This window comes from Shewanella putrefaciens, assembly GCF_016406325.1.
Classification (GTDB): domain Bacteria; phylum Pseudomonadota; class Gammaproteobacteria; order Enterobacterales; family Shewanellaceae; genus Shewanella; species Shewanella putrefaciens.
On the sequence record NZ_CP066370.1, the window covers coordinates 2,188,227 to 2,214,008 of the forward strand.

Here is a 25,782-nt window from a genome sequence, read left to right on the forward strand (position 1 = left end):
AACTTTACAACCCAAAATGAAGAGAAAAACTTATGCAAAACATAAAATATTATTTTGCTAAATCAGCATGATTCACACTTGAAGTTCCTCTTTTAGCGCGTAAGATGCGCGCCATTAACTTATGTTCTTTTTATGGCTATTTCATGTCTGGCAAAGCTCAACACTCTTTCGTGTCAAACTCAGTATCTCCTTCTGTAAGCCTGATATTTATGCTGGTATTTATGGTGGCTTGTGGCCAAATGGCACAAACCATTTTTGTGCCCGCATTGCCGCAAATTGCCCTCAGCTTAAATGTAGATGCCAGTCAATTACAGGCTGTGATGGCCTGTTACCTTATTGCATATGGATTATTCCAATTTGTATATGGACCTTTGTCTGACCGTATTGGGCGTAAAACACCTTTACTCATCGGTATTGGTATTTTTATCTTAGGGGCATTTATGGCCGCACGGGCTCAACATTTCAATCAACTTATCTTTGCGAGCTTAATCCAAGGTTTAGGAACCGCAAGTGCAGGCGCCTTATGTCGTAGTATTCCTCGGGATCACTATTTTGGTGACAATTTAGTAAAATTTAACAGTTATGTCTCTATGGCCGTGGTCTTTCTCCCACTTATAGCCCCCTTTTTAGGTAGCATAATGACCGCCTATTTTGGATGGCAAGCTGTCTATTGGGTACTAGCAGGATTTGGCGTATTTGTGTGGTTACTATTATTAGTCGGGTTTAAAGAGTCCCTCCCGTCGTATAAACGTGAGCATAACCCCATCATCGCGTCCTATCGACATGTACTACGGCATAGAGGATTTAGAGCCTATCTGTCTTCATTAATTGCCACATTCGCAGGTATTGCTGCTTTTGAAGCAATTGCAGGTGTACTCTACGGTCAATATTTAGGGCTTCCCCCTTTTATTGTGAGTTGTTACTTTGTGGCTCCTATTCCTGGTTACTTGTTAGGAGCCTTGATTGCTGGCAAGCAAACTAAAACACAACGTACTGTTTATCAAGGGGTTGCACTATTAGGGACTGGGGCTTTATTTATGCTTATCCCTGGGATATTCTTGCTCGTCAGCACATGGAGTTTACTTGTAGGTTCTGTATTATTTTTTAGTGGTGCAGGTATGCTCTTTCCTACTCTCACCTCTGCGGCACTGGAACCGTTTCCGCGTCAAGCGGGTATTGCGGGGGCATTACTTGGTGGGTTACAGAATTTTGGTGCAGGTCTTGCGGCTCTTAGCATGTCAGTCATGCCCATGGGAGGACAATTAAGTATTGGATTACTGAGTACTATGATGGTTATCCTTGTGATAGCATCACTTCATTATGCTAAAGACCAAAATGATACCCATCAAAATCTAATGCTACAAAATCAGTAAGTTAGAAACTAAAAAGCCCACTATATGATGTGGGCTTTTCCTTTAATCGTCTAAGGCTACAGAATACGTCTTAACAGAAAGTCGGCTTTTAATCGTCGAATACGATTCATGATCTTCTTCACTGGCGCTGGATAGCTTTGCAGTGTATCGACTTGACTATAATGATATAACCGCTCTGTATGCTCAAGAATATGGGTCTGTTCAGCTTCAAACTGATTTTTCCAACAAGCGGTTTCATCATGGATCAAAAGACCATTTTCAAGATCTAATGCCCAAGCTCTTGGATTAAGATTGGAACCAGTGATCAAGTGCTTACAACCATCAGCACTGATCCCTTTTAGATGGTAACTATTGATACCGTGTTTCCACAAATGGATATTCAACTGCCCATTATCAATCGCCCACTGTTGACGTTTGGCAAACTTACGCAAAGATTGCTCATACATATAGGGCAAGGCACCTATGGTCGAGAAATCCTGCTCTGGTGGAATATAAAAGTCATTAGCAGTCTTATCACCTACTACGATATCAACACGTTTGCCTTTTCTTAAATGCTTCGCCAAGGCTCGCACTAATATGTATGGCGGGTTGAAGTAAGGCGTGCAAATAAACAAAGCATCCTTCGACTCCTCAACCAAAGCCACTACCACTTTATTGAGGAGATTTTTTTTACGACCTAACCCCAATAAGGGCGTAATCCGATTACCCGTATTGGTACTGTTAAATTGATATTCGGCTTCGGACAATCGCAGTTTAAAACTACGGATATCATTTTTATGTGGTAGGACTTCTTGAGCCGCATCTTGAGCGAGTGACGATACCGCAGGATCGGCAATAATATAACGCTGGATCATCGACCGCATACTACGTGCTAATTCTACAGACTCAATCACATGGTAACGATCAAAGCGATACTTATCATTCTGTTGCAGATAGATATTATTTAGACTTGCCCCACTATAAATGACTGCATCATCAATAATAAAGCCCTTAAGATGAAGTACCCCCATAAACTCACGGGATTTGACGGGTACACCTAAAATATCGATAGGATATTCGGCCGCAGCCATAACTTTACGGTACATCAAATAGTTACCGCTATCACCTTTATGGCCAATCAAGCCGCGTCTGGCACGGTGAAAGTCAACGAGGATCTTGATATCTAATGCTGGATTATTGGCCTTTGCGGACATCAAAGCTTGTAAAATCTCACGGCCCGCTTCGTCATCTTCTAAATACAACGCAGCAATATAAATACTGTGTTTCGCGCCTTCAATACGATTGAGTAATTCTGCCTTAAATCGGCATGGCGTAAGCAACCACGTTAAAGCCTCGGGTTGAACGGCTATACCACCAAGCTTATCTAGCAAGGTATCCTCCTTTAAACATGCTGACCACCCTGATAGGAAGCACTAGGGTTCAGTGACAAAAACATCACAGCAATATGTGTTAATTCTGGATAGGCTTCGGTCACTGTCAGCCTGATCATTTGTTCTACTTTAAGATGAATATCAGGATCTTTAGGAAACCAAAGTAACTCCACTTGGACAAAGCGTTGATCAATCTTACCGTTTCGATAACTGATACTTGGGATCCAATCTAATGTGAAACTCTCTGCATTACCTTTACATATAGCCGCCAAAGACTGCAGTAATGCTTGGCTAAACTCTGCAACGACTGCCTGTGGTAAGCCGCGCATACTAATATGAGGCATGGTTTAGTTTTTTACCTGAGAACCTAAAATCACAAGGGGTAGAAATTACCGACTTCACTGCGTCTCGGCAAGGCTTTTCTCCCAAAAGCACGCTTAAAACCAATTGTTTTGCTGGTAATTTGACCTGAAACGCGCTGATGCTGATGATAAACCTCATTTAGAACCCATATTGTCTAAAACGATATTAGAATGAGAAACGGCGTCCAAATCACAAAAAAATCGCCAACTGGATTTTCGTGTCCCCGAAAGCATGGTTTTAGCGTAAACTAAAACCTCTTTGCACTAAGTAAATAAAGACTATGAACAAAAAAATTTTGCTAACCCTTGCGCTGACATTACTCTTCGCTTGGGGAATTTTCCATTTTAAGACTCAACTTGGATTATTAATCCTGCCATTATTTATTGGATTAGTGCTTTTTGTCACCTTAAGGCTTTATCGTCTAATGGAGAAAGATGATGGCAGTAATGAACGCTAACCGAGCAACATGATTGAGTATTAACATGGATATGTTATCTAAAACAACGTGTTACATAGGGTTAATATTGAGTTTTTTCTCAATAAGCACTAAGGCTACACAAGCAAATATCCCCAGCATTGAGCTTAGAACTACAACACTCAGCCAAAGTATCGCCGATATTAACCCACGACATTCACAAACCGCATTATTAGCATTGGATTTAGCGAACAATCAGATTCTCTATAGTCAACAGGCGGATACCCTGTTGGTTCCTGCCAGCACACAAAAAATTCTCACAGCAGTCACCGCCATGGCAGAACTTGGGACTGAGTTTCGTTATGTCACTGAATTATGGACCGATGCACCACTCCGTAATGGCCACATTGCAGGGAGTGTTTATTTACGTTTTAGTGGTGATCCAACCCTGACACAATTGGATTTAAAAGCCCTCTTTGCCAGTTTAGTGAAACAAGGCATTAATGGCATTGATGGTCATTTGTATCTTATTGGGGATAAACAAGAACAATTGCAAGCACCGGGTTGGGTTTGGGATGATTTAGGCATCTGCTATGCAGCCCCTGTGTCGAGCTACATCATCAACCAAAATTGTGTTTTCGGTCAGTTCATCCCAAGCAATGAAAAAGAGCCCTCAAAGGTTGTGTTACGCGCCACCAGTTATGGGGTAAAGGTCAATAGTGACGCCGTATTCGATCGACAAGCCAATCGCGATTTCTGTCAGCTTGATCTCGTCCGTTTAGGGCAAAACAACTACCACTTACGAGGATGTTATCCAGGATCTGAAGCCATACCTCTCGCAATTGCAGTAACTGATCCAGCTCAGTTTGCGCAAGACACCCTAACAGCCATACTCAAAGCCGAAACACCACTTTCGGGTAAAGTACGCATAGGCAATAGCATCCCTAAAAAAGCCAAACTGATTGCGAGCCATAGCTCACAGCCATTACCTGAACTACTCAAAACAATGTTACTTAAATCGGATAACTTAATTGCTGATAGCTTGTTCAAGCAAATAGGAAAGAGCTATTACCGTACACAGGGAAGTTTCACCCATGGTGCGGCTGCAATGCGCCGTATTCTCACCGATTTAGGGATTGATTTAACGAATGCAAGTATTGTCGATGGTTCTGGACTTTCACGATATAACCTATTGAGTGTTAATCAGTTAGCATCAGTATTGAAGTTAATTTATGAAGATGATCGCTTTAGAGAATTAATGAACAGTCTGCCCCAATCTGGGGTCAGTGGTACACTAAAATACCGAACAGGTTTCACTAAACCACCATTGAAAAACCTGATTTTTGCCAAAACAGGCTCGATGCAAGGTATCGCAAACCTAGCAGGATTTATGCGATTACCACAGCATAAGGATATATTGTTTGTTGTACTCGAAAATGGCATCAGCCCAGCGCTTAAAAAGCAAAATAAGCCCCCTTTTAGCGCAGACTTTTTAACTCAATTGATGACAAAGCTAGAAGTCAAAGCATCTCTAACGGAGACTGATACGATTCAAGCTCATTCCAAGATTACCCCTGAGTAATTATTAATTAAAAAGCACTGAATATTCAGTGCTTTTTAATTAATAAGCGTAAGTATAATTAGCGCTAAAAGAAATCCGCAGGCATTACCATTGTGCTGGTATCACCTGCACGAACCTGTGCTAAATGATAATCTGCTTTCGGCAATAACTTATCAAAATAGAATTTAGCCAGATAGGTTTTCTGCTGTGCAAAAGCAGTATCTTCATGGTTAGCAACTTTATCGACCATTGCTAACCAATAAAAACCATAGAGTGTATAACCAAAGGCATCTAAAAAGTCGACAGCACTCGCGTTGATCAGGGCTGGCTGGGCCACTTTTTGTCCATTAATGGTTTCGGCAACAATGGCAAGCGCATCTAAACGAGCACACACGGCAGCCACTTTCACAGCATCTACATGGGAAAATGCGCGCATTTGTGCTTTGAGATCGGCGACAAACTCATTTAACGCGGCTAAGTTGTCTCCAGTCACTTTACGACCAAGAAAGTCAATCGCTTGAATACCGTTGGTGCCTTCATAAATCTGTGCAATACGAGTATCTCGTACTAATTGTTCAATACCTGTCTCACGAATATAACCATGACCACCAAAGACTTGCTGCGCCATGATCGTTGCATCTAAACCGCGATCGGTTAAAAATGCCTTAGCCACTGGGGTTAATAGACCAACATAGCGAGCCGCTTTGGCCTTCACTTCATCTTGGCCATATTTGGCTAAATCCAATTGTTGTCCAGTAAACACAGACAAAGCGCGACCCGCTTCAGTCATCGCACGAATAGTCAACAACATACGACGCACATCACCGTGAACAATGATAGGATCAGATTCACTTCCAGTGGGTGAGCCGCCAGCGGCGATGCCTTGATGACGTTCTTTCGCATAATCGGCCGCCATTTGATAAGCTGCTTGTGCGCTGCCTAAGCCTTGGATACCGATAGCTAAACGCTCGTAGTTCATCATAGTGAACATGCATACTAAGCCGCGATTAGGCTCGCCAATCAAGAAACCTTGAGCATTATCATAGTTCATCACACAGGTTGCTGAACCTTTTAGCCCCATTTTGTGCTCAATTGAACCGACACTCACCCCATTTGTACTGCCTAAACTACCGTCAGTATTCACTGAAATTTTAGGCACAAGAAAAAGTGAAATACCTTTACTTTCGGGCAGCTTTGCTAGCACTAAGTGGATAACGTTTTCGGTTAAATCATGGTCGCCACCCGTGATAAAAATCTTGCTGCCAGTAATAGCATAACTGCCATCATCCAATGGCACTGCACGAGTACGAATATTACGCAGATCAGAACCCGCCTGCGGCTCAGTCATATCCATAGCACCCGCCCATTCCCCGGAATATAACTTAGGCAAATAAGCCTGTTTCAATTCTTCGCTTCCGTGAGCATTGATACATAAAGCCGCCCCCGCAGTTAACGAGCCATAAAGCGTAAACGCATTACAGGCACTGTAAGCCATTTCGTCAACTAAGATCCCCAACATTTTCGGCATGCCCATGCCACCAAATTCAGGATCGCCACACAAACCAATCCAACCGCCCTGGGAATACTGCTCATAAACGGATTTATAGCCATCAGGGGTAATCACTTGATTGTCTTGATGCAACACGCCCTGCTCATCGCCCGTCCGATTAAGCGGATGGATTAACTGACTGCTGATCTTAGCGGCTTCTTCAAGGATGGCATTAGCAGTGCCAATATCGACCATTTCAGCAATCTCAGGCAATTGTGCCCAAGTGTTTGGGGCATCAAATACCTGTTCCAGTAGGAAACGCATATCCGTCAACGGGGCTTGGTAAGGATTCATTGGTAGACTCTTAAACGTAGGATTAAAACAGTTGTTTTAATTTATACCAGTTCACTACAGAAAACAATCGTGATACCACGACTAAAAGTTGCCACACTATTCTGTATAGGCATAAATTTAACGTATAAAAAACCCTTAAGTTTCCTTAAGGGTCATTATTCTATCGGGTTACCACCCAGAGTGTCTTCGCGTTAGCTCACGATTAGATGATGATTTACCACATTAAATCATCTGGAATAGCATAATCAGCATAAGGATCATCTTCAACAACAACCTCTTTAGATTCATCATGCTTCCACAAATAGCCACACCATTGAGGCACGAGCAAGTTAACCCGTTCAGCTAACTTATGTGGCACAAGATAACTCTTTTCTTCATATCTAATAATACCCAATTGCCCTTTGAGTAACTCCGCTTGGATCTTTTCATCTATATATAAAGAATAGATTTTATTATCGAGAGTATAGTTAAATTTCACTTCTGCATAAGCAGGGATTTTAATCGCAGACTTAGTGAACTCAGTGATTAAACCACGCACCTGTCCACGCTCAGATGCTTCTGCAAAACGCTGTTCATTTAGCGCTCGATCTTTTTCCGCCTGCAGCCGTTTTTGCTCAGCTACTTCTTGCTTTAATGCCGCTGAACCGTCATCTACTCGTGCTTTTTTATCACGACGTTTTTGGGTCTTAACGTCTCGAACTTTTTGTTTACTGGCCAGCCCTGCTTTCAGTAGCTGCTCTTGTAATGCGTTAGCCATGGATCATTACCTACTTAATCTATATAAAATCAACGTTCTCGATTTTGAATATCTAGAATCTAACACCAAACTACATTTTTGCAGCCCGTTCACTCAACTCTGTCATCGCAATACTCGCTCCACCGAGTGACCAACCACCATCAACTGGCAGAACAACGCCTGTGATATAGGAGGCTAATTCAGAGCCTAAAAATAAGGCCGCATTAGCAATATCCTGTCCCGTGCCATTACGCTTTAAGGGTACAGATTGAGCAACGCTTTGCTGCAATGCAGCACTCGGTGCAAGACGATTAAAACCTTCGGTCTCAGCAATCGGACCTGGTACGATAGAGTTTATTCGTAAATCTTCACAACCCCACTCAATCGCTAAGGTTCGCGTTAACATATCCACGCCAGCTTTTGCTGCACAAACATGTACTTGCATTGGCATTGCAATAAAAGCCTGTGGCGCAGAGATTTGAATAATATTGCCATTAGGACGACGTAGCAAAGGATAAGCCTGTTTTAGCACTTGAAAACTGCCCAGCAAATCGATGTCCATCACCGACTTAAAGCCATTAGCTGAAAGCTTAGCCGCTGTTGCAGGAAAATTACCCGCCGCGCCGCTGACAAGCACATCGATAAAACCAAATTCAGAAGCGATTTTATCAAAACCAATTTCAAGGGCGCTAAGATCGCGCACATCAAAACTCACTCCTAAATGAATCCCCTCAGGATTGACTTGCTGTAGCTGCAATACTGCGGTATCGATTTTATCTTGGCTGCGGCTCGCGACGGCCACATTGGCACCAGCTTGTGCGAACGCAATGGCAATCGCGAGATTTATTCCACTGGTTCCTCCGACAACGACAACATTCTTACCTTGATAGTTAAACATCGTAGCATTAAACATGGGCGTTCTCCGTGAACAGTGAGAATAAACACTCAGGTGTGATTTATTATTCTATGCCAATGATTGATAAATCGCTTGCAAGGCCGCTAATGGATCGACGGCTTTAGTAATGGGGCGGCCAACCACCAAATAATCTGACCCGGCGGCTATCGCCGCAGCCGGTGTCATCACCCGATGTTGGTCGCCAACCTCGCTACCCACAGGACGAATGCCTGGTGTAATGAGTTTAAAGTCTTGACCTAATAACGTTTTAAGTGCCTTTGCTTCTTGCGCTGAACAAACAACACCATCAAGACCAGCCTGTTTCGTCAATTTAGCTAAACGCTGAACATGCTCAAAGGCAGGCACATTGATGCCGATTAATTTAAGATCATCATCACTCATGGAGGTTAATACCGTCACAGCAATCAGCATTGGCGCCTTGTCACCGTATGGCAACAACGCTTTTTTTGCCGCTTCCATCATGGCTAAACCACCACTGGCATGCACGTTCGTCATCCATACCCCTAAATCAGCGGCAGCGGCCACTGCTTTAGCGACTGTATTTGGAATGTCGTGGAATTTTAAATCTAGGAATAAATCGAAGCCACGATCATGGATATCCTTAACGAGCTGAGGCCCAAATAGGGTAAACATTTCTTTGCCAATTTTAAGGCGGCACATGTTGGGATCGAGTTGATCTATGAGTTGCAACGCGTGGCTTTTATTATCGTAATCAAGTGCTACGAGGATAGGTTTAGTGGTCATCATCTCTCCAACGGGGTTACACAAACTGTGTATTTCTCTACTAGATTATTCGCCGTCAAGCCCTCTGATCCGTTTTATACTGCCCCAATTTTTACAAGATGGGCAATGCCAGTAAAGCGCATGTGATGGAAAACCACACTCCTTACAACGGTAACTAGGGCGAAATTTTATTTGTTGTTCAACAAGTTGCTCTAACATAGCTAAACTTTGCTTAGCTTGTCCGTCTTCAGCTTGACGTAGGTGCATCTGCATTAGGTGTTGAAAGCCTTTCATGGTGGGATGGCGATATAGCGAATCAAGCACTATATTTTCAGCCGCTTTAATTTCATCAAGGCTGATCAAATGCTGTGCGAGAGCGACAACCACAGAGGCTCCAGCGCCTTCTGCCATAGCCCCTGCAAGTAATTCCTGATAGCCCTCTTTATCTTGGGTATCACGGTAAACTTGCTTCGCTGTCGGCAATGCATCAGCAAAGAGTTCAATATCCGCTTTTTTGAGCGCCGCTAGCATGGCTTTACATTGTGGGTAATCTTGAATATCGAGGAATTTTTTTGCAAGTGTGAGTAAGGCCCGGCCACACTTAGGATCCTGTTTAAGTGCCTGTTGTAATAGCTTAATTTTTTTGTCGTCATCATTGGTTTCATCAGCCAACTGACAATAGAAGTGAGCAATGATAGGTTTAAGCACTTGCTGGCGCTTGCGGCTTAAACGTTTTGTGATATCAATAGCTTTTTGCCACTCTTTAATTACTTGATAAATATCAATTAATTGTGTTTCAGATTCTTCACTGTGATCATCTTGGCTTACAAGATTAATAAAGATTTCTTCAGCCCTATCATAAAATCCTGCCGCCAGATAATCTTTACCCAGCTCCATCATAGCAATGTCGCGCTGCTCATTGGTGAGTGTAGGCCTAGCAATCAAATTTTGGTGAATACGAATGGAGCGATCAACTTCGCCACGTTTACGGAAAAGTGAACCTAAGGACAAATGAGTGTCGATAGTCTCATCGTCTACATCTAACATACTGATAAATAAATCAACCGCTTTATCCGACTCATTGGACAATAAAAAATTAAGGCCCGTGAAATAATCACGACTTAATTGCTTGCGCTGATTACTTTGATTCTGCCTTATGCTCCGCCGACCCATATACCAACCGTAACCGGCAGCAATGGGAAGCAACAGAAAGAGGATCTCAAGCATATTAGGCGTCTACATCCTGAGGGGTTTTGGCAAGTTGGGCATTTAGTTTCTTTTGGGTCATAGCTAAAGCAAGTTTAAGTCTGACAATATAATAGCAAGCAAATAACCAACTCAGCATAAAGCCAGCAAAGAAAACGATTGCCAATACCACAGGTAAACGATACTCACCTTGAGCCACAAAGTAGCTTATTGTCACCACTTGTTCATTACGCGCGCCGAAGATCAGCGCCAAAATAAATAATAATGCCACTAGGACAGTCACTAGAAATGATTTCACGCTGTACTCCCTAAACGCGTTTCAATTTTATGATTATCCAAGAAATTCACTAAGCTGACCAGCATTGCCTTACATTAGATACAAAAAAGCCTCCATAAGGAGGCCTTTTACTATGCGGTCAATCACACATTAACGGCGTCAACACGCTCGCGCAGTTCTTTGCCTGGCTTAAAGTGCGGGACGTATTTGCCTTCCAATTCAACTGATGAACCAGTTTTTGGATTGCGGCCAGTACGCGGCGCACGATAATGAAGCGAGAAACTACCAAAGCCACGGATCTCGATACGATCTCCGCTTTCTAATGTTGTCGCCATTTGCTCCAACATTTCTTTGATTGCACTTTCAACTTCCTTCGCCGACAGCTGCGACTGCCTGGTGGCGAGTTTTTCGATCAGTTCGGATTTTGTCATCCTAGCTATCCCCTATTATCAAGCCAAACACAGTCACCTATAAAGGGTGGCGAACCACCCTCTAACAACAGGCGATTATTTGCGAGCTGCTTTAAACGCTTCAGCCATAGCATTACTAATAACAGCGTCTTCTTGTTTATTCAAGGTCGCCATTACTTCTTTCTCTTCAGCTTCGTCTTTCGCTTTGATTGACAGGCTGATAGAGCGGTTCTTACGGTCAACACCCATGAACTTAGCTTCGATTGCATCACCTACATTGTAGACAGTAGATGCATCTTCGATGCGCTCACGGCTGATGTCAGCTACACGGATGTAACCTTCAACAGTGTCAGCCAGTTCAACAGTGACACCTTTAGCATCAACAGCAGAAACAGTACCGTGTACGATAGTACCTTTCTTCTTATCAGCTAAGTAAGCGTTGAATGGATCGTCTTCAGTTTGTTTAACACCTAAGCTGATGCGCTCACGCTCTGGGTCAACAGACAGAACCACTGCGTGGATTTCGTCGCCTTTCTTGTATTCAGAAACTGCGTCTTCGCCAGTACCGTTCCAAGAAATGTCAGACAAGTGAACTAGGCCATCGATACCGCCGTCAAGACCGATAAAGATACCGAAGTCAGTGATTGACTTGATCTTACCAGAAACCTTGTCGCCTTTGTTGTAACGAGTTGCGAAGTCATCCCATGGGTTGGTCTTACATTGTTTCAGACCAAGAGAGATACGACGACGCTCTTCATCGATGTCCAGAACCAGAACTTCAACTTCATCACCTAAGTTAACCACTTTAGATGGGTGAATGTTCTTGTTAGTCCAATCCATTTCAGAAACGTGAACCAGACCTTCAACGCCTTCTTCGATTTCGACGAAGCAACCGTAGTCAGTTAGGTTAGTTACGCGACCAGTTAAACGTGTGTTTTCTGGGTAGCGTTTGCTGATTTCTAACCATGGATCTTCGCCAAGTTGTTTCAGACCTAGAGACACACGAGTGCGCTCACGATCGTACTTCAGTACTTTAACGTTGATTTCATCGCCAACATTGACGATTTCAGATGGATGTTTAACACGTTTCCACGCCATATCAGTGATATGTAATAGACCGTCAACGCCACCTAAATCTACGAATGCACCGTAGTCAGTCAGGTTCTTAACGATACCTTTAACTGCTTGACCTTCTTGCAGGTTTTCTAACAGTGCATCACGCTCAGCGCTGCTTTCTGATTCGATAACTGCACGACGAGAAACAACAACGTTGTTACGCTTCTGGTCTAGTTTGATAACTTTGAATTCTAATTCTTTGTACTCTAAGTGAGCGGTGTCGCGAACTGGGCGCACGTCAACTAGAGAACCTGGTAAGAAGGCACGGATACCGTTTAATTCAACAGTGAAACCGCCTTTCACTTTACCATTGATGATACCGATTACAGTTTCAGCATCTTCGTAAGCTTTTTCCAGAACGATCCAAGCTTCATGACGTTTCGCTTTTTCGCGAGACAATTGAGTCTCACCGAAGCCGTCTTCAACAGAGTCAAGAGCTACGTCAACTTCATCACCAACTTGAATTTCTAAAACGCCTTGGGCGTTTTTGAATTGCTCAGCTGGGATTGGGCTTTCAGACTTCAGACCTGCGTCAACAAGGACCATACCGTTTTCGATAGCAACAACAGTACCACGAACGATAGAACCTGGACGGAATTCCAGAGTTTGAAGGGATTGTTCAAATAGATCAGCAAAAGATTCAGTCATGTTTTAGGTTACTTTATTTAATAAACCACTGTCAGTCCTAGACGTGGAGTCAGTCTAATTATCCGTATCATCCTTAATACGAATACCTATCCAGTGGGCTAACTTAGTTAGCGCTGGATAACTTTTCGTTGATGTGCTTGAGCGCAAGCTCAAGTACTTCATCTATACCTTTTCCGCTAGTATCGATAACAAACGCATCCTCAGCGGGGACTAAAGGAGCCACCGGACGATTCATATCACGTTCATCACGTTCGATAATTTCACTTAAAAGGCGCTCGATATTAACATCGAAGCCCTTGTCCTGCAACTGATTATAGCGTCTTTGAGCACGCTCCTCGGTTGAGGCTGTTAAATATAATTTTGCCGGTGCCGTAGGGAAAACAACCGTTCCCATATCACGACCATCGGCAATTAATCCTGGGGCAGTTCTAAAGGCGCGTTGGCGACGTAATAAAGCTTCCCTTACTCTAGGAAATGCCGCGACTTTAGATGCCGCATTTGAGCACTCTTGAGTACGAATATCCGTGGTGACATCTTCACCTTCTAATATCACTTGAACGGGATCTTTATCATTGCCTGTTAAAAATTTCACATCAAGATGTGCAGCTAACAGCGTGATCGATTCTTCATTTTCCAGTTCAACGTCGTGATGAATGGCAGCAAGCGCAAGAACTCGATAAATAGCACCACTATCAAGCAGTTGCCAGCCTAGATGCTGAGCCAATAACTGACTAATTGTACCTTTACCAGCACCACTTGGGCCGTCGATTGTGACTACAGGAGCCCGTTCAGACATACATTCCTCCGCAAAAAATAATCATCATCCGTGAGTTCATCATGTGAGCCCCGAAAATGAGCGCGCCGCATTGTACAATAAAAGACAAACAAAATCCGTTGATTTTTTGTGAAGATTAGAAGCCGCGCAAACACGGCTTGCTATTCTTGACATCGATTATTGTAACCATGGCGAAACCCAAAAACTTAACCTTGCAAGCTCGCAAACTGCTTAAAGTAGTCAGGGAATGTTTTGGAAGTACAGTCAGGATCATTGATGGTGATACCGCAATCGGCAAATGCCAACATAGAAAAGCACATGGCCATGCGATGATCGTTGTAGGTATCGATTTCAGCGGTGTTAATCGCCGCCGGTGGAGTGATTTTAATGTAATCATTGCCCTCTTCAACTTCGGCGCCCACTTTGCGTAATTCGGTCGCCATGGCCGCTAACCGGTCGGTTTCTTTAATGCGCCAGTTGTAGATATTGCGAATAACCGTCGTGCCTTTAGCAAATAACGCAGCAGTTGCAATGGTCATGGCCGCATCGGGAATATGGTTCATGTCTAAGTCGACGGCCGTTAATGGTGAGCCGCGGGCGATAATATAGTCATCGCCCCACTCGATATCGGCGCCCATTTTTTCGAGCACATCGGCAAATTTCACATCGCCTTGGATACTCAAACGGCCCACACCAGTGACTTTGACTTCGCCGCCCTTAATCGCCCCTGCCGCGAGGAAATACGATGCCGATGACGCATCGCCTTCTACCAGTACTTTACCCGGTGATATATAACGCTGGCCTGCAACAATCTCAAAACGGGCATAATCATGGTTAATGACGTTAACGCCAAACTGCGCCATCAAGGCAATAGTGATATCGATATAAGGCTTAGAGACTAACTCGCCTTTGACATGGATATTGACGCTGCCCTTGGCAAGCGGCGCTACCATCAACAAAGCCGTTAAAAACTGGCTCGATAAATCGCCTGCGATTTCGACATCGCCGCCATTAAGGCCAGTGGCATTAATCGTCAGTGGCGGGAAACCGTCATTTTTAAGGTAAACGACATTGGCACCGAGTTGCCTTAAGGCATCGACTAAATCGCCAATCGGACGCTCTTCCATACGTGGTTCGCCCGTGAGGGTAAATTCACCTTGGCCTAAGGTTAAGGCGGCGCATAAGGGGCGCATTGCGGTACCCGCATTGCCTAAAAACAATTCCTGTGCGGATGCAGAGGAAATCACACCACCTAAACCATCGAGTTCACACACGGTATTGTTTTGCGATAAACGGTAGTTCACCCCTAACTGCTTGAGGGAGGCCAACATGTGGCGGATATCATCTGAGTCGAGCAGATTGGTGAGCGTGGTCGTACCTTGGGCTAAGGTGGCCAATAATAAGGCTCGATTTGAAATACTTTTTGAGCCCGGAATATTGATTTCACCGCGGACTTGCACAACAGGTTCAAGACGTAATTGCTTCATGAATAAATCTTCTTTCTCTCTAGGGCGTCATCATCACGATCACGCGGACTGAATACGCAAAATGGCAACTTCACGCTACAGCGCGTCAAGTTAAGATTACAAATAAAAGGAGATTGGGGCCTTGTTGGTGCTTCGTCGTTATAAAATTACCGATTGTCGCTAAGGATTCAACCGTTTTTTCGAGAAAAATGGCATTTTGGTCCGATTATTTGCTGAGAACAGTGTAAAAATAACAAAAACGCAAAATTTAAGCGGTTAATTTATGATTTAACCGTATTTTTGGCAGGCTTTTTTGCCAAGATAACTGGCGTGTAATCACAGTTTTCACTTTAATTACTTTACCTTTCCGCGCTATTCTACCCTCCAAACGATAAATAACGCATATCTGATACGAACAATCACGTTTGCACTATAACCAGAAAGGTAGATGGAGCTATGTTTAACTCACTCATCGCAATGCCAGCGGACCCCATCCTTGGCTTGTTAACTCAGTACCGCGAAGACTCTCACCCACAAAAAGTGGATTTAGGGGTGGGCGTTTATAAAGATCCTACCGGCGTTACCCCTATTCTAAGCTGCGTGAAAAAAGCGGAAAAATTCCGTCTCGATACCGAAACCACTAAAGTGTATATCGGCCCAACAGGCTCACCACAATTCAACACCTTGGTGACGGAATTAGCCTTTGGTGCAGGCCACAGTGCCATTATCGCTAATCGCATCCGCACCGTTTCTACACCCGGTGGTACAGGCGCGCTACGCGTTGCAGGTGACTTTATCAAACGCTGCAACCCGAATGCGGTGTTATGGGTGAGTGACCCGACTTGGGCAAACCATATCGGTTTGTTCGAAGCCGCTGGCATTACCGTTAAAACGTATCCGTATTATGACTACGATAGCAAATCATTGAAATTTGATGAGATGCTCGCTGCATTATCGCAAGTGAGTCCTGATGATGTGGTGTTATTCCACGCCTGTTGCCATAACCCTAGCGGAATGGATTTCACCACAGAACAATGGGATAAAGTGGTTGCCCTGACAAAAGATCAAGGCTTTACACCACTGATTGACATGGCCTACCAAGGCTTTGGTGATGGTGTGGATATTGATGCCTACGGCGTACGCCAAATGGCGGCAGCGGTCGATAATATGATCCTGTGTAGCTCATGCTCGAAAAACTTCGGTTTATACCGTGAGCGTATCGGTTCCTGTTCTGTGATTGCTAAAGATGCCAATACCGCCAATATAGCGCAATCGGTACTGCTTTATGTGGTTCGCTGCCTCTACTCTATGCCACCAGCTCACGGCGCGGCGATTGTTGAGACGATTTTAGGATCAAAAGAATTAACCCAAGAATGGCTTGATGAGCTGAAAGTGATGCGCGATCGCATCAATGGCAACCGTGCCATTTTAGTGGATAAACTTAAAGCCAATGGCGTAAACCGTGACTTTAGCTTTATCGCCCGCCAAAAAGGCATGTTCTCTTTCCTTGGGGTGGATCCAGAGCAAGTGGCACGCCTACAAAAAGAATTCAGCATCTATATGGTAGGTTCAAGCCGCATCAGTATTGCTGGGATAAGCGAAGATAATGTCGACTATTTAGCACAATCGATTGCAAAGGTTATTTAAATCTATATCCAAAGCTGCATTCCTCTCTGTAAAAGGAATGCAGCAACCTACCATTTAGCAACGCGATACAAAGGTTGTGATTTTACGCCACTGATACTCTGTAATTGATAAATAAAAACATCACCTGCATGGGGCTCTTTGATCAATTGCTCATCACTGAGTGAATGTTTTGCGCTGGTAATAATCAGCCAATCAAGCTTTGGCCCACCAAAAGCAATACTGGTTGGATTAGTAACGGGCAGTGGCAGGATTAAGTCTATATATCCCTCTGGGTGATAGCGAACCACTTGGCCGCCACCCCATTGTGCATTCCAAATAAATCCTGCGGCATCAACTTCAGAACCGTCAGGGAAAAAATGCTGATTGGTGTTAATAAATGATCGCTTGTTACTCACTGTGCCAGCGATAGGATCAAAATCGTACTGATATATTTCATGTTTTGGTGAATCAGCATGATACATAGTCAAACCATCTGGGCTCCAACAAAGTCCATTTGAAATACAAAGTTCATCTAACACTTTTACACATTGCCTTTGGTTATCAATGCAATAAAGTGCAGCCTTCTGACCTACTGAATGGGGAGCCTCTATCATAGTACCCGCCCAAAATCGCCCTTGCCTATCGACTCGTCCATCGTTAAATCGGTTGCCAATAATATTCAGCTCTGGTGTTGCAAGCCATTGAACCTCTGATGTGTGAAGATGAAATAAAGCAATGCCCCGATCAAACGCCACGATAAGCTGATCTGGATTGTCGGTAAGACTAAATGAACCTACACGATAGGGCATCGGTATTTTGCACAGTGTTTGAGACTCAATTTGATAGTTGTAAATCAAAGCAGATTCGATATCGGTCCACCAAATGGATTGAGTTTTATCATCCCATATCACACCTTCCCCAAGGGTATTTGCCACAGGGATAGTCATTAATAATTTACCAACACTTAACTTAGCCATAACCAACTTAGGTCGTTTGAAGTGCCGTTATCTTTCAACATATGCTGATATTAATCAATGTTGCAGCACATAATGAAATTGAGACGTTATATTGTGACTGTAAACAAAAAAGCACTCTTTCGAGTGCTTTCAACTTGACATCAATTTGTTAACAATAAGGATTACTTAGATTCATCAAATAATTCTTTTACGTCTTGCTCGGTGACAACTTCATCGTAGAATTTAATCTCATCAATAGATCCGCTAAATGGAACATCCCAGAAGTTAACGCCAACAGCAAATTTCGTGGTTGGTGCCGAGAACACATTAGGGAAATTAGCACCAGTAAACATCAGGTTACCATTAACGTATACCTTAACATCACCCGCATTGACAGTGTAAACCATATGCGACCACTGATCTTTAGGCATCACATAACCTGTTCTGCCATCATACCAAGCTTCACCCGACCAGAGTACCAAACGCTCATAATCGTTTTGACCACCAGGTAATATACTGGTCCAACTCGAGGTACTCGCATAAGCAAACAGTGCTGTGGTGTATTTATTGAGTACTTTGGGATTGAGCCAGAGTGATACGGAATAAGTATTGTCTTTAATCAGGTTATTCGGTAATTCAATACCTGAAGCCCCATCAAACACCGCGGCCTTACCCACAGCACCTGCGGCATAACTAATCGTCCCTCCGGTCGTACCAATCAACTTACCTACTACATTACCTGCACCAAAGTTTGCAGTGCTGTCGATAAGATTATCTTCAAAACTATAAACTGCGATAGGTGTTGGTGGTGCTTTTGATTTTACGGTAGCAGTAAAGACTTTAGTTTGTGTCGCTTGACCAAGTTTAAGTGTTGCCGTGAGAGTGACCACTTTATCGGTTTCATCTCGACTCGGCTGATTAACTCCACCTTTATGATCAATCGTGGTTGGATCCGATGATGCCCAAGTTATTGCTGCAGCATAAGGGCCAGTCACAGGTAAAATTAAGTCTTTACGCACTGCAGTTAAATCACCTAGGTCAAGAATATCAACCGCAGAAGCCAGTAGTTCGCTATCTGGCAACTTATCGATGTCTAGTGCTTTGACTTCTTCAGCCGTTAATGCCGCTTCATATACCTTAAGTTCATCAAGTAAACCGTTATAGGGAATATCCCAATAGTTAACCCCTAGGGCAAATACCCCTTCATTACCTGTAAAGAAATCAGCGAGATTACCTTGGCTAAATTTCTCAATGCCATTGATATAGACATTCACTAAACCATTTTTCACCGAAAAAGCTAAGTGAGACCACGTATTTTCAGCAATACGTTCACCCGTTACGCCATTAAACCAAGCGGAACCATTGCTCCAGAACATGGCATTGCCGTCCCAACCTTGGGGTAACATACTGATCCACGAATTGGAAAACTTACTGCCATCTTCAGCAGCTTGTTCATTTACAGCACCAAAAAATGCGGTAGTAAATTGTGTTATTACACTAGGATTTGCCCAAAACGATACAGTGTACTCATAGCTTGAGATAATACCGCTCGGGAGCAATACACCGTGTGCACCATCGAGGGAAAGCGCTTGCCCCTCAAGACCAATGCTATAACCAACTGACTCTGCAGGTTTAAATATCCGATCACCCGTAGGTTGACCTGCAGCAAATAACCCCAAAGTATCATTTAGATTATTTTCAAAGCGATAATATGCAATACGGTTATAGGCTTTTCTCGCGTAGACAGTCACTTGGAAAGTTTTAGTCACTTTTTTACCGTTTACCATCACAGTCGCTGTTAAGGTGATGACCTTATCGCCTTCCCCTGCATTGGGCCTAATAATGGTTCCATCGGTACGGATCACGCCCTCATCACTTGAAACCCAATTAATGGTTGCACCATGCGTACCTTCAGTGGGTAAAAGAATTGAATCTGTTGTCGCTTCCGAAACAACACTAATCCCATTAACGGTATCCGTTAATATTTGATCTGTGGTTTTATCTGCTAATTTTGTGCCCCAAATACTGACACCGTCACTGGACATCGCACTAAATGTGGGCATTAACTTCGCTTGGTTTGGATCCCATTGCCATGCTAATACCCCTTCAAATGTGCCTAAGTCATCAAGGGTTAACGTGATGTGGCTATCATCTGTTTGTACATAAGTTCCTGTGACATCGCCAGTAATCGCACCTTTATTGGTCCAAGTTCTTTTTAACTGAATATGAACAGATTTATGTGGTTTAGTATTAATGTCTTTTGCATGGTTAATAAATTTATAAGCGCCTTGAATATCCAATTCATCGACAATGTTTTCCCCATTTATAGCGGCATAACGTTGTGGAGATGCAACTAACCAGCCATCACTATTCATAAACATTTCATGCACTCGAACACTATGTCCTTCACCTGTTTCAGGGAAGCGAGTGTGGAATACTAAGAAATATTTTCCCGTATTTGCATCATAAAAAGCAGAATTATGCCCTGGTGACATATAGCCGATATCAGTTCCTACATCTCCTGGATGGGCATCAAATAGAAAACTGCCCATTAATTTCGCACCATAGGGCGCTATCATCTCTGCGTTGCCCGTCACATCAATCATATCCTTGCCAGAAGCATCGACATAAGGGCCATTTGGTGTTTTAGCGCGCGCAATACGAATGTTATAACCATCATTTTGCTCATAGCCACCAAATGAGGTAAACATATAATAATATTCAGATTTAGGGCTATAGATAACGTAAGAGCCTTCAATCGGACTATAATCACCGCCCATGATCTTAGTGCCATACCCTTGGCCATCAAGGGGTTTACCTGTTGTCGGATCGAGCTGCAATACCCAAATACCACCCGAATACGAACCATAGGTCATCCAAAGTCCACCATCTTTATCGTAGAAAATGGCAGGATCGATAGCATTAGGATCGGTATATCCACTGTAGTCTTTACCATTAACTCCTGGGTTCTCGGCACCCTCATGCCCAGATTTTAGGAATAAACCTTGGTTAACATAAGGCCCCATAATCTTGTCAGACGTCGCCACCCCGAGGTAGGAGCGGGAAACACAATCCGATTCAACAGGCCCTGCACAAAAGTTATAGTAAAAATGGTATTTACCATTGGCTAACTTTTTAATATCAGGCGCCCACGACCCAATAAAGCCTCCCGTCCATGCTGTACCTTCTGCGATTTCAGTTGCATACGTATTAAACAAACTGCTGGTCTCTACCCCATCAAGCGCAATTTGAGTCCAACTGATAAGATCCTTTGAACTTGCAACAGCAAGGTGAGAACCAAACACATAGTAGGTGCCATCGGTATCTTTGATGATCGAAGGATCATGGACAACCACATCAGTGTAATTCACATCACCAGAAAGGGTTGGGTTGGCAAAGGTTATTGGAGGCGGAAGTGTAAAGGTATTTGTGTCGTTAGCACTGTTGCTACTGTCGTCCCCACCACAGGAAGCAAGCGCTAAAATCAATCCTACAGACACGAATGAGCGTTGAAGCACCATGAGCGTCGATCCTTTTATTGTTGTGTTTGAATATTAAGGTTAGTTGTTAATCAATTTCATCACTACATTATGTAATACAATACTACTGTAACACCAAAGTTAAAAGTAGCATTCTTAAAATAGAAGTAAATATGTTGTGACAGGAATTTCCTGTATTTGATGTCTGGATTAACCTGACCTTGGCGATTACAGCGGGTTTACGACTTTAGTCTAATAAGATGATCTCTATACATCACAAAACAAATAATAACCAGCAAATACATAATGATAAGTTATTTATCCATTAAATAAATTACGGATGATAAATGTGACATTAATTAGCAATTGCATAAATCAACAAGTTGACACATCAATAGTCATACAATATGATTTTAACAGTTGTCATACATTGTTAACTTTGCACTCATCGGCAGTTCAATCCCCTTTACGGTGCAAGGTGTGTTATCAAACTCTTAACTTTTCAGGGGCACAGTTGGGGAAGTCGGTGACTTTGAAGTGGGATAAAAAGACCGGGACGTCAGTGGGTGTCTTAGGCTTACCGGGTCAAATAATAAACTACCGGAGATTAACTAGATGTTTAAACAGACTTATTTGGCAAGTGCGATCATTCTCGCACTCACAAGCCAAGCTACGTTTGCGGCAAATAATGATATTGCACCACAGGATCAGGTAGAAGTTGAGTCTACGACTCAAGAAGAAACACAAGCCGATAACCCACGACCGAATGAAGAAGCCATGGAAATCATTCAAATCCAAGGTATTCGTGGCAGTTTAAATAAAGCTGTAGAACTTAAACGTCAAAATGTTCAGGTAGTTGAAGCGATTATCGCTGAAGATATTGGTAAATTTCCCGACAATAACGTGGTTGAAGCACTGCAACGAGTGACTGGGGTACAAGTCACTGATCGTGCCTCAGGTGAAGTTAACACCGTGAGTATTCGGGGTTTAACCGATGTCACAACAACCGTTAATGGTCGTCAAATTTTCACCGCCGCAGGCCGTGAAGTCGCTATTGCCGATATTCCAGCGGCATTACTGGGCAGTGTAGAAGTATTTAAAACGCGTTCATCCTCGCAAGTCGGCAGTGGTATTGCGGGTCAAATTGATATTCGCACCCATCGACCTTTTGATTTTAGTGATAGTAAAGTCAGTGTCGCGGCTAAAGGCATATATTCAGATCAACCCGATAAAGTCGATCCAGCATTGAGTGCTCTGGTCAGTGACCGCTGGGATACCGCAATCGGTGATGTCGGAGCGCTGTTAAACGTATCTTATATTCGAACTAATTATAATGACCAAGTTGTCTCCCCTGGTGCCTCATTACCCTACTCTGCAGAAACGGGTCTGTTAGTTAATGATGCCTATTGGACACGAGGTCTCGCTCACGGCCTAGATACCACAAAAGGCGCACTCATTAACGGTGAAGAATACCTGTTAATGCGAGATGCTATTTTCCAAAATATGAATGTTGGTGAGCGCGAACGCCCTGCGCTTAATCTGTCTTTACAGTGGGCGCCGACTGATAATTCAGAATACTTATTTGAAGCATTTTATAATGGCTATCGTAACAATAGTGCCAACGCCATGCTTTTTAGTAACGTAGATTCGGCTGATAATTGGAGTCAAGTTATTGATAATGGAATTGAAATATATGATGGCACCAATGTGGTTAAATCGAGAACGGCCTATAACGTGGGAGGCTTTAGTAGTTCAGATCACAGCCACAACAGCACCGATAGCTATGTATTTGCCTTAGGTGGTAAATGGGATCTGGATGATGTGACCTTAAAATCTGAGGTTGTCTATCAAACCAGTACCTATGAATCATCGTTCATCGCGATGCGAGGGATCAGTGCTAACAGTAACAAAAAGTTCTACGGAGTGGATGTTGATTACAATAATAAAAGTGGCGGTGTACCAAGCTGGGCTTATTTAGATGATCCAAGTACTGCGATTAATGAATCTGATTTATCCCAATTAGCGTTGTGGCAAACCTCTAATATGTATGACAGCGGAACCAAGGATGAAGGCGACTCGGTAGCTTGGACCTTAAATGGTGATTACTATCTCGATTACAGCATCTTCACCAAAATGAAATTTGGTACTCGTGTCGAAAAACGGGGAGCCAAACACGGCCTCTATGATGCTGGTGCATTAGATAAAAATATTAAGTTTACTGATCTTGACCCCAACATGTTTACTGTTGCCTCTGGCTTCTTTGATGGTCGCGGTAATGTTCCCACAAACTGGGCGCTGGTAGATGGCAACTATCTATATGCTAACCGCGCAGCCATTGAGGCTTTATATGGTGCTGATGCAGATGCATTGGCAATGTATACAAACTACGATATCGATGAAACGTCCTATGCGGCTTATATCCAAAGTGATTTTGAAACCGAGCTATGGGGTAAGCAAGTCGATGGTCAAATAGGTATTCGCTATGAAAAAGCCGATGCCGATATGGATTTTTGGGAGAGGAAACAAGACACTGTCACTGAAAAGTACTATCTTGAGCATTCATCCGATACTAATGGTAGTTCAGAAATTCTACCAAACCTGATGGTTCGTTTCTGGCTAACCGATGAATTAGTTGCCCGTTTTTCCTATTCAGAAACCATTCGTAGACCTGCTTTTGGTGATTTGAGTACCGCTATTTCATATGTAGAAGATTTGACAAATCTTGGCTTTGGCCAAGCATCCAGTGGTAACTCAAAACTTAAGCCTACGACGTCAAAAAACTATGATTTTTCATTGGAATATTACTTTGGAGAAGGTTCATCCATCTACGGTACTTATTTCCGCCGTGATATCGAAGGGTTTGTGTATAACTCAACAACCACAACGACACGCGAAGTTGATGGTGAAATCAAAACTTACCTATTAAGCCGACCAGATAACTCTTCTAACGGCGAGCTAACTGGCTTTGAACTTGGCACAGTATATTTCCCTGAAAATCTGCCTAGTTATCTTGATGGCATTGGTACTCAGATGAGTGCAACCTTTTTGGATTCTAGCCAAGACATTCCGGAATACGATAGCAAGACTGGTGAAAAAACAGGATCGACTACCAGAGAATTGTTCGGCGTTTCCGACACATCTTGGAGTGCAATATTGATTTATGACAAAGAAGTGTACAGTGCCCGCTTGTCTTACACTTGGCGTGATAAATTCTTAAATGCATACGATGCGGGAAGTTTTGCTATGCCACGGGGTATCTATCGTAAGCCAGAGCAAAGTTTAGACTTCCAGTTTAGCTACAACTTAATGGATGATTTGGTGTTGACCTTCGATGCAACCAATATTCTTGATGATGTGTACCAAGAATACTATGAGGACTCAGTGCTCTTTAACCGTACAAATAGTATCTATACCCGCACATTTGCATTAGGCGTTCGCTACTCGTTCTAAGCTAAAGATTTAGTATCTCGTTCGTTTTAAAAAGCTAATCATCTGATTAGCTTTTCTTTTTGAGATGAGTGTAAGTACAAGCATTTACCTTTTGCTCTACATCACTTTAACGGCTACAGGTCGTTTAGTGGCACAGGCTTTCAATCAAGATAGCTGATAGCGTTGGATTCCTTTCGTGCAATAACATCCTCTGCTTTGAAAGCCATAGGTGATTTGTTACTGTTAACACCCTCACAGTGACCGAATAGACATTTATGCTCTCATCGTGGTTTTTCGTTGACACTATCCCTACGGATATTTTTGTACTCTTAATCTTGAGTGCAGGTTTTACATCTTTTTTTACCGCCTGTTTTGGTATTGGCGGTGGGGTAATGTTGCTCGGCGTTATGGCGCAAGTGCTCCCCCCACAACTGATTATCCCACTCCACGGTGTCGTGCAATTGGGTGCCAATGCGGGACGAGCTATTGTCGGTTGGCAGGATATTCAATGGCGATTTATTTACACTTTTCTACCCGGAGCACTGCTAGGAGCTTTACTCGGCAGCCTAGTGTTAGTTGCCCTACCACCTTCTATTATGTATCTCACGATTGCGGCTTTTATTCTCTATTCCTGCTGGGGGCCCAAGCTACCGAAACTTGTTTTAGGAACGTTGGGGACATTCATCGCAGGGGCTATCACCACATTTATTTCTCTTTTTGCTGGAGCGACAGGACCGCTAGTGGCGGCCTTTATTAAACAGCTTGAAGTCGATCGTTTTCGTACTGTCGCAACCTTTGCAATGGCCATGTCATTGCAACATGGGGTTAAAGTAGCGGTATTTGAAGGAATGGGCATATCCATCGCTGATTGGTGGCCATTGTTGTGCTGGATGATATTGAGCGGTGCATTAGGCACTTGGATTGGCTTTAACATGCTAAAACGGGTAGCCGATAAATATTTTCAGATGATATTTAGTCTTGTACTTTCGCTGCTCGCCTTGCGGTTAATTTGGCAAGCACTTAACCAGTGGTCAATTTAAGATAAAAAAAAAGCAGTAACAGACAAACAGTTACTGCCAGCACGCCGAGCAATT

Annotated in this window: 20 protein-coding genes; 6 read left to right on the forward strand and 14 right to left on the reverse strand. The window is 43.2% G+C overall.

What is annotated here, in order from left to right; genetic code table 11:
- Positions 1 to 143: 143 nt before the first annotated feature.
- A complete protein-coding gene (emrD, locus tag JEZ96_RS09860) occupies positions 144 to 1,373 on the forward strand; it encodes a multidrug efflux MFS transporter EmrD (RefSeq protein WP_041408382.1) in 1,230 nt (409 codons plus the stop codon).
- 56 nt (positions 1,374 to 1,429) lie between these two features.
- Here the strand turns inward: emrD and pssA are convergent, their stop codons facing one another.
- Entirely contained in the window at positions 1,430 to 2,743 is a 1,314-nt protein-coding gene (gene pssA / locus JEZ96_RS09865; RefSeq protein WP_011789306.1) for a CDP-diacylglycerol--serine O-phosphatidyltransferase, read from the reverse strand.
- A gap of 11 nt (positions 2,744 to 2,754) precedes the next feature.
- A complete protein-coding gene (locus tag JEZ96_RS09870) occupies positions 2,755 to 3,087 on the reverse strand; it encodes a DUF1904 domain-containing protein (protein ID WP_011789305.1) in 333 nt (110 codons plus the stop codon).
- A 299-nt stretch (positions 3,088 to 3,386) separates the two neighbouring features.
- On the opposite strand from JEZ96_RS09870, the gene JEZ96_RS09875 reads away from it, so the two are divergent.
- Both JEZ96_RS09875 and dacB read left to right on the forward strand, forming a co-directional pair.
- Complete coding sequence (locus JEZ96_RS09875) at positions 3,387 to 3,563, forward strand: hypothetical protein (protein ID WP_011789304.1); 177 nt, start codon at positions 3,387 to 3,389, stop codon at positions 3,561 to 3,563.
- Positions 3,564 to 3,588: 25 nt separating this feature from the next.
- Positions 3,589 to 5,103, forward strand: coding sequence for a D-alanyl-D-alanine carboxypeptidase/D-alanyl-D-alanine endopeptidase (gene dacB, locus JEZ96_RS09880; protein WP_011789303.1), 1,515 nt, complete (start codon positions 3,589 to 3,591; stop codon positions 5,101 to 5,103).
- Positions 5,104 to 5,167: 64 nt separating this feature from the next.
- On the opposite strand, the gene JEZ96_RS09885 is transcribed toward dacB, so the two are convergent.
- From JEZ96_RS09885 to aroA, 10 genes are all read right to left on the reverse strand, one after another.
- Complete coding sequence (locus tag JEZ96_RS09885) at positions 5,168 to 6,925, reverse strand: acyl-CoA dehydrogenase family protein (RefSeq protein WP_128090079.1); 1,758 nt, start codon at positions 6,923 to 6,925, stop codon at positions 5,168 to 5,170.
- A 214-nt stretch (positions 6,926 to 7,139) separates the two neighbouring features.
- On the reverse strand, positions 7,140 to 7,682 hold the full coding sequence (locus JEZ96_RS09890) for a DUF2058 domain-containing protein (RefSeq protein ID WP_011789301.1): 543 nt from the start codon (positions 7,680 to 7,682) through the stop codon (positions 7,140 to 7,142).
- 70 nt (positions 7,683 to 7,752) lie between these two features.
- A complete protein-coding gene (locus tag JEZ96_RS09895) occupies positions 7,753 to 8,574 on the reverse strand; it encodes an SDR family oxidoreductase (protein ID WP_061783140.1) in 822 nt (273 codons plus the stop codon).
- A 51-nt stretch (positions 8,575 to 8,625) separates the two neighbouring features.
- Positions 8,626 to 9,321 (reverse strand): orotidine-5'-phosphate decarboxylase, encoded by a 696-nt coding sequence (pyrF, locus tag JEZ96_RS09900; RefSeq protein WP_011789299.1) that lies wholly within the window; start codon positions 9,319 to 9,321, stop codon positions 8,626 to 8,628.
- A gap of 45 nt (positions 9,322 to 9,366) precedes the next feature.
- Positions 9,367 to 10,527, reverse strand: coding sequence for a lipopolysaccharide assembly protein LapB (gene lapB / locus JEZ96_RS09905; RefSeq protein WP_011789298.1), 1,161 nt, complete (start codon positions 10,525 to 10,527; stop codon positions 9,367 to 9,369).
- Position 10,528: 1 nt separating this feature from the next.
- Positions 10,529 to 10,804 (reverse strand): LapA family protein, encoded by a 276-nt coding sequence (locus tag JEZ96_RS09910; protein WP_011789297.1) that lies wholly within the window; start codon positions 10,802 to 10,804, stop codon positions 10,529 to 10,531.
- Between the two features lie 122 nt (positions 10,805 to 10,926).
- Positions 10,927 to 11,214, reverse strand: a complete 288-nt coding sequence (ihfB, locus tag JEZ96_RS09915) for an integration host factor subunit beta (protein WP_007647758.1) — start codon at positions 11,212 to 11,214, stop codon at positions 10,927 to 10,929.
- A gap of 75 nt (positions 11,215 to 11,289) precedes the next feature.
- Complete coding sequence (gene rpsA / locus JEZ96_RS09920) at positions 11,290 to 12,957, reverse strand: 30S ribosomal protein S1 (protein ID WP_011789296.1); 1,668 nt, start codon at positions 12,955 to 12,957, stop codon at positions 11,290 to 11,292.
- A 103-nt stretch (positions 12,958 to 13,060) separates the two neighbouring features.
- Positions 13,061 to 13,753, reverse strand: coding sequence for a (d)CMP kinase (cmk, locus tag JEZ96_RS09925; RefSeq protein ID WP_128090078.1), 693 nt, complete (start codon positions 13,751 to 13,753; stop codon positions 13,061 to 13,063).
- Between the two features lie 185 nt (positions 13,754 to 13,938).
- Entirely contained in the window at positions 13,939 to 15,219 is a 1,281-nt protein-coding gene (gene aroA, locus JEZ96_RS09930) for a 3-phosphoshikimate 1-carboxyvinyltransferase (RefSeq protein ID WP_025007675.1), read from the reverse strand.
- 435 nt (positions 15,220 to 15,654) lie between these two features.
- Between aroA and JEZ96_RS09935 the strand changes: the two genes are divergently transcribed.
- Complete coding sequence (locus JEZ96_RS09935) at positions 15,655 to 16,845, forward strand: amino acid aminotransferase (RefSeq protein WP_025007676.1); 1,191 nt, start codon at positions 15,655 to 15,657, stop codon at positions 16,843 to 16,845.
- 47 nt (positions 16,846 to 16,892) lie between these two features.
- Here JEZ96_RS09935 and JEZ96_RS09940 read toward each other — a convergent pair whose 3' ends face one another.
- Together JEZ96_RS09940 and JEZ96_RS09945 are read right to left on the reverse strand one after the other, a co-directional pair.
- Positions 16,893 to 17,801: an SMP-30/gluconolactonase/LRE family protein gene (locus JEZ96_RS09940; protein WP_025007677.1), complete on the reverse strand. Its 909-nt coding sequence runs from the start codon at positions 17,799 to 17,801 to the stop codon at positions 16,893 to 16,895.
- A 161-nt stretch (positions 17,802 to 17,962) separates the two neighbouring features.
- On the reverse strand, positions 17,963 to 21,301 hold the full coding sequence (locus tag JEZ96_RS09945; protein WP_061783141.1) for a LamG-like jellyroll fold domain-containing protein: 3,339 nt from the start codon (positions 21,299 to 21,301) through the stop codon (positions 17,963 to 17,965).
- Positions 21,302 to 21,874: 573 nt separating this feature from the next.
- On the opposite strand from JEZ96_RS09945, the gene JEZ96_RS09950 reads away from it, so the two are divergent.
- The gene (locus JEZ96_RS09950) at positions 21,875 to 24,709 is read left to right on the forward strand and encodes a TonB-dependent receptor (protein WP_025007678.1); all 2,835 of its coding nucleotides are present in this window, start codon (positions 21,875 to 21,877) and stop codon (positions 24,707 to 24,709) included.
- 254 nt (positions 24,710 to 24,963) lie between these two features.
- Positions 24,964 to 25,728 carry a sulfite exporter TauE/SafE family protein gene (locus tag JEZ96_RS09955; RefSeq protein WP_011789289.1) on the forward strand — a complete coding sequence of 255 codons (765 nt, stop codon included), beginning with the start codon at positions 24,964 to 24,966 and terminating at the stop codon, positions 25,726 to 25,728.
- The last annotated feature ends 54 nt before the right edge of the window (positions 25,729 to 25,782 follow it).

What these genes read in the sequence shown, in the direction of transcription:
- emrD (WP_041408382.1), top strand. Translation starts at nt 144, where the DNA reads ATGTCTGGCAAAGCTCAACACTCTTTCGTGTCAAACTCAGTATCTCCT.
- JEZ96_RS09870 (WP_011789305.1), bottom strand. Translation starts at nt 3,087, where the DNA reads ATGCCTCATATTAGTATGCGCGGCTTACCACAGGCAGTCGTTGCAGAG.
- JEZ96_RS09875 (WP_011789304.1), top strand. Translation starts at nt 3,387, where the DNA reads ATGAACAAAAAAATTTTGCTAACCCTTGCGCTGACATTACTCTTCGCT.
- dacB (WP_011789303.1), top strand. Translation starts at nt 3,589, where the DNA reads ATGGATATGTTATCTAAAACAACGTGTTACATAGGGTTAATATTGAGT.
- JEZ96_RS09885 (WP_128090079.1), bottom strand. Translation starts at nt 6,925, where the DNA reads ATGAATCCTTACCAAGCCCCGTTGACGGATATGCGTTTCCTACTGGAA.
- JEZ96_RS09890 (WP_011789301.1), bottom strand. Translation starts at nt 7,682, where the DNA reads ATGGCTAACGCATTACAAGAGCAGCTACTGAAAGCAGGGCTGGCCAGT.
- JEZ96_RS09895 (WP_061783140.1), bottom strand. Translation starts at nt 8,574, where the DNA reads ATGTTTAATGCTACGATGTTTAACTATCAAGGTAAGAATGTTGTCGTT.
- pyrF (WP_011789299.1), bottom strand. Translation starts at nt 9,321, where the DNA reads ATGACCACTAAACCTATCCTCGTAGCACTTGATTACGATAATAAAAGC.
- lapB (WP_011789298.1), bottom strand. Translation starts at nt 10,527, where the DNA reads ATGCTTGAGATCCTCTTTCTGTTGCTTCCCATTGCTGCCGGTTACGGT.
- ihfB (WP_007647758.1), bottom strand. Translation starts at nt 11,214, where the DNA reads ATGACAAAATCCGAACTGATCGAAAAACTCGCCACCAGGCAGTCGCAG.
- rpsA (WP_011789296.1), bottom strand. Translation starts at nt 12,957, where the DNA reads ATGACTGAATCTTTTGCTGATCTATTTGAACAATCCCTTCAAACTCTG.
- cmk (WP_128090078.1), bottom strand. Translation starts at nt 13,753, where the DNA reads ATGTCTGAACGGGCTCCTGTAGTCACAATCGACGGCCCAAGTGGTGCT.
- aroA (WP_025007675.1), bottom strand. Translation starts at nt 15,219, where the DNA reads ATGAAGCAATTACGTCTTGAACCTGTTGTGCAAGTCCGCGGTGAAATC.
- JEZ96_RS09935 (WP_025007676.1), top strand. Translation starts at nt 15,655, where the DNA reads ATGTTTAACTCACTCATCGCAATGCCAGCGGACCCCATCCTTGGCTTG.
- JEZ96_RS09940 (WP_025007677.1), bottom strand. Translation starts at nt 17,801, where the DNA reads ATGGCTAAGTTAAGTGTTGGTAAATTATTAATGACTATCCCTGTGGCA.
- JEZ96_RS09945 (WP_061783141.1), bottom strand. Translation starts at nt 21,301, where the DNA reads ATGGTGCTTCAACGCTCATTCGTGTCTGTAGGATTGATTTTAGCGCTT.
- JEZ96_RS09950 (WP_025007678.1), top strand. Translation starts at nt 21,875, where the DNA reads ATGTTTAAACAGACTTATTTGGCAAGTGCGATCATTCTCGCACTCACA.
- JEZ96_RS09955 (WP_011789289.1), top strand. Translation starts at nt 24,964, where the DNA reads ATGCTCTCATCGTGGTTTTTCGTTGACACTATCCCTACGGATATTTTT.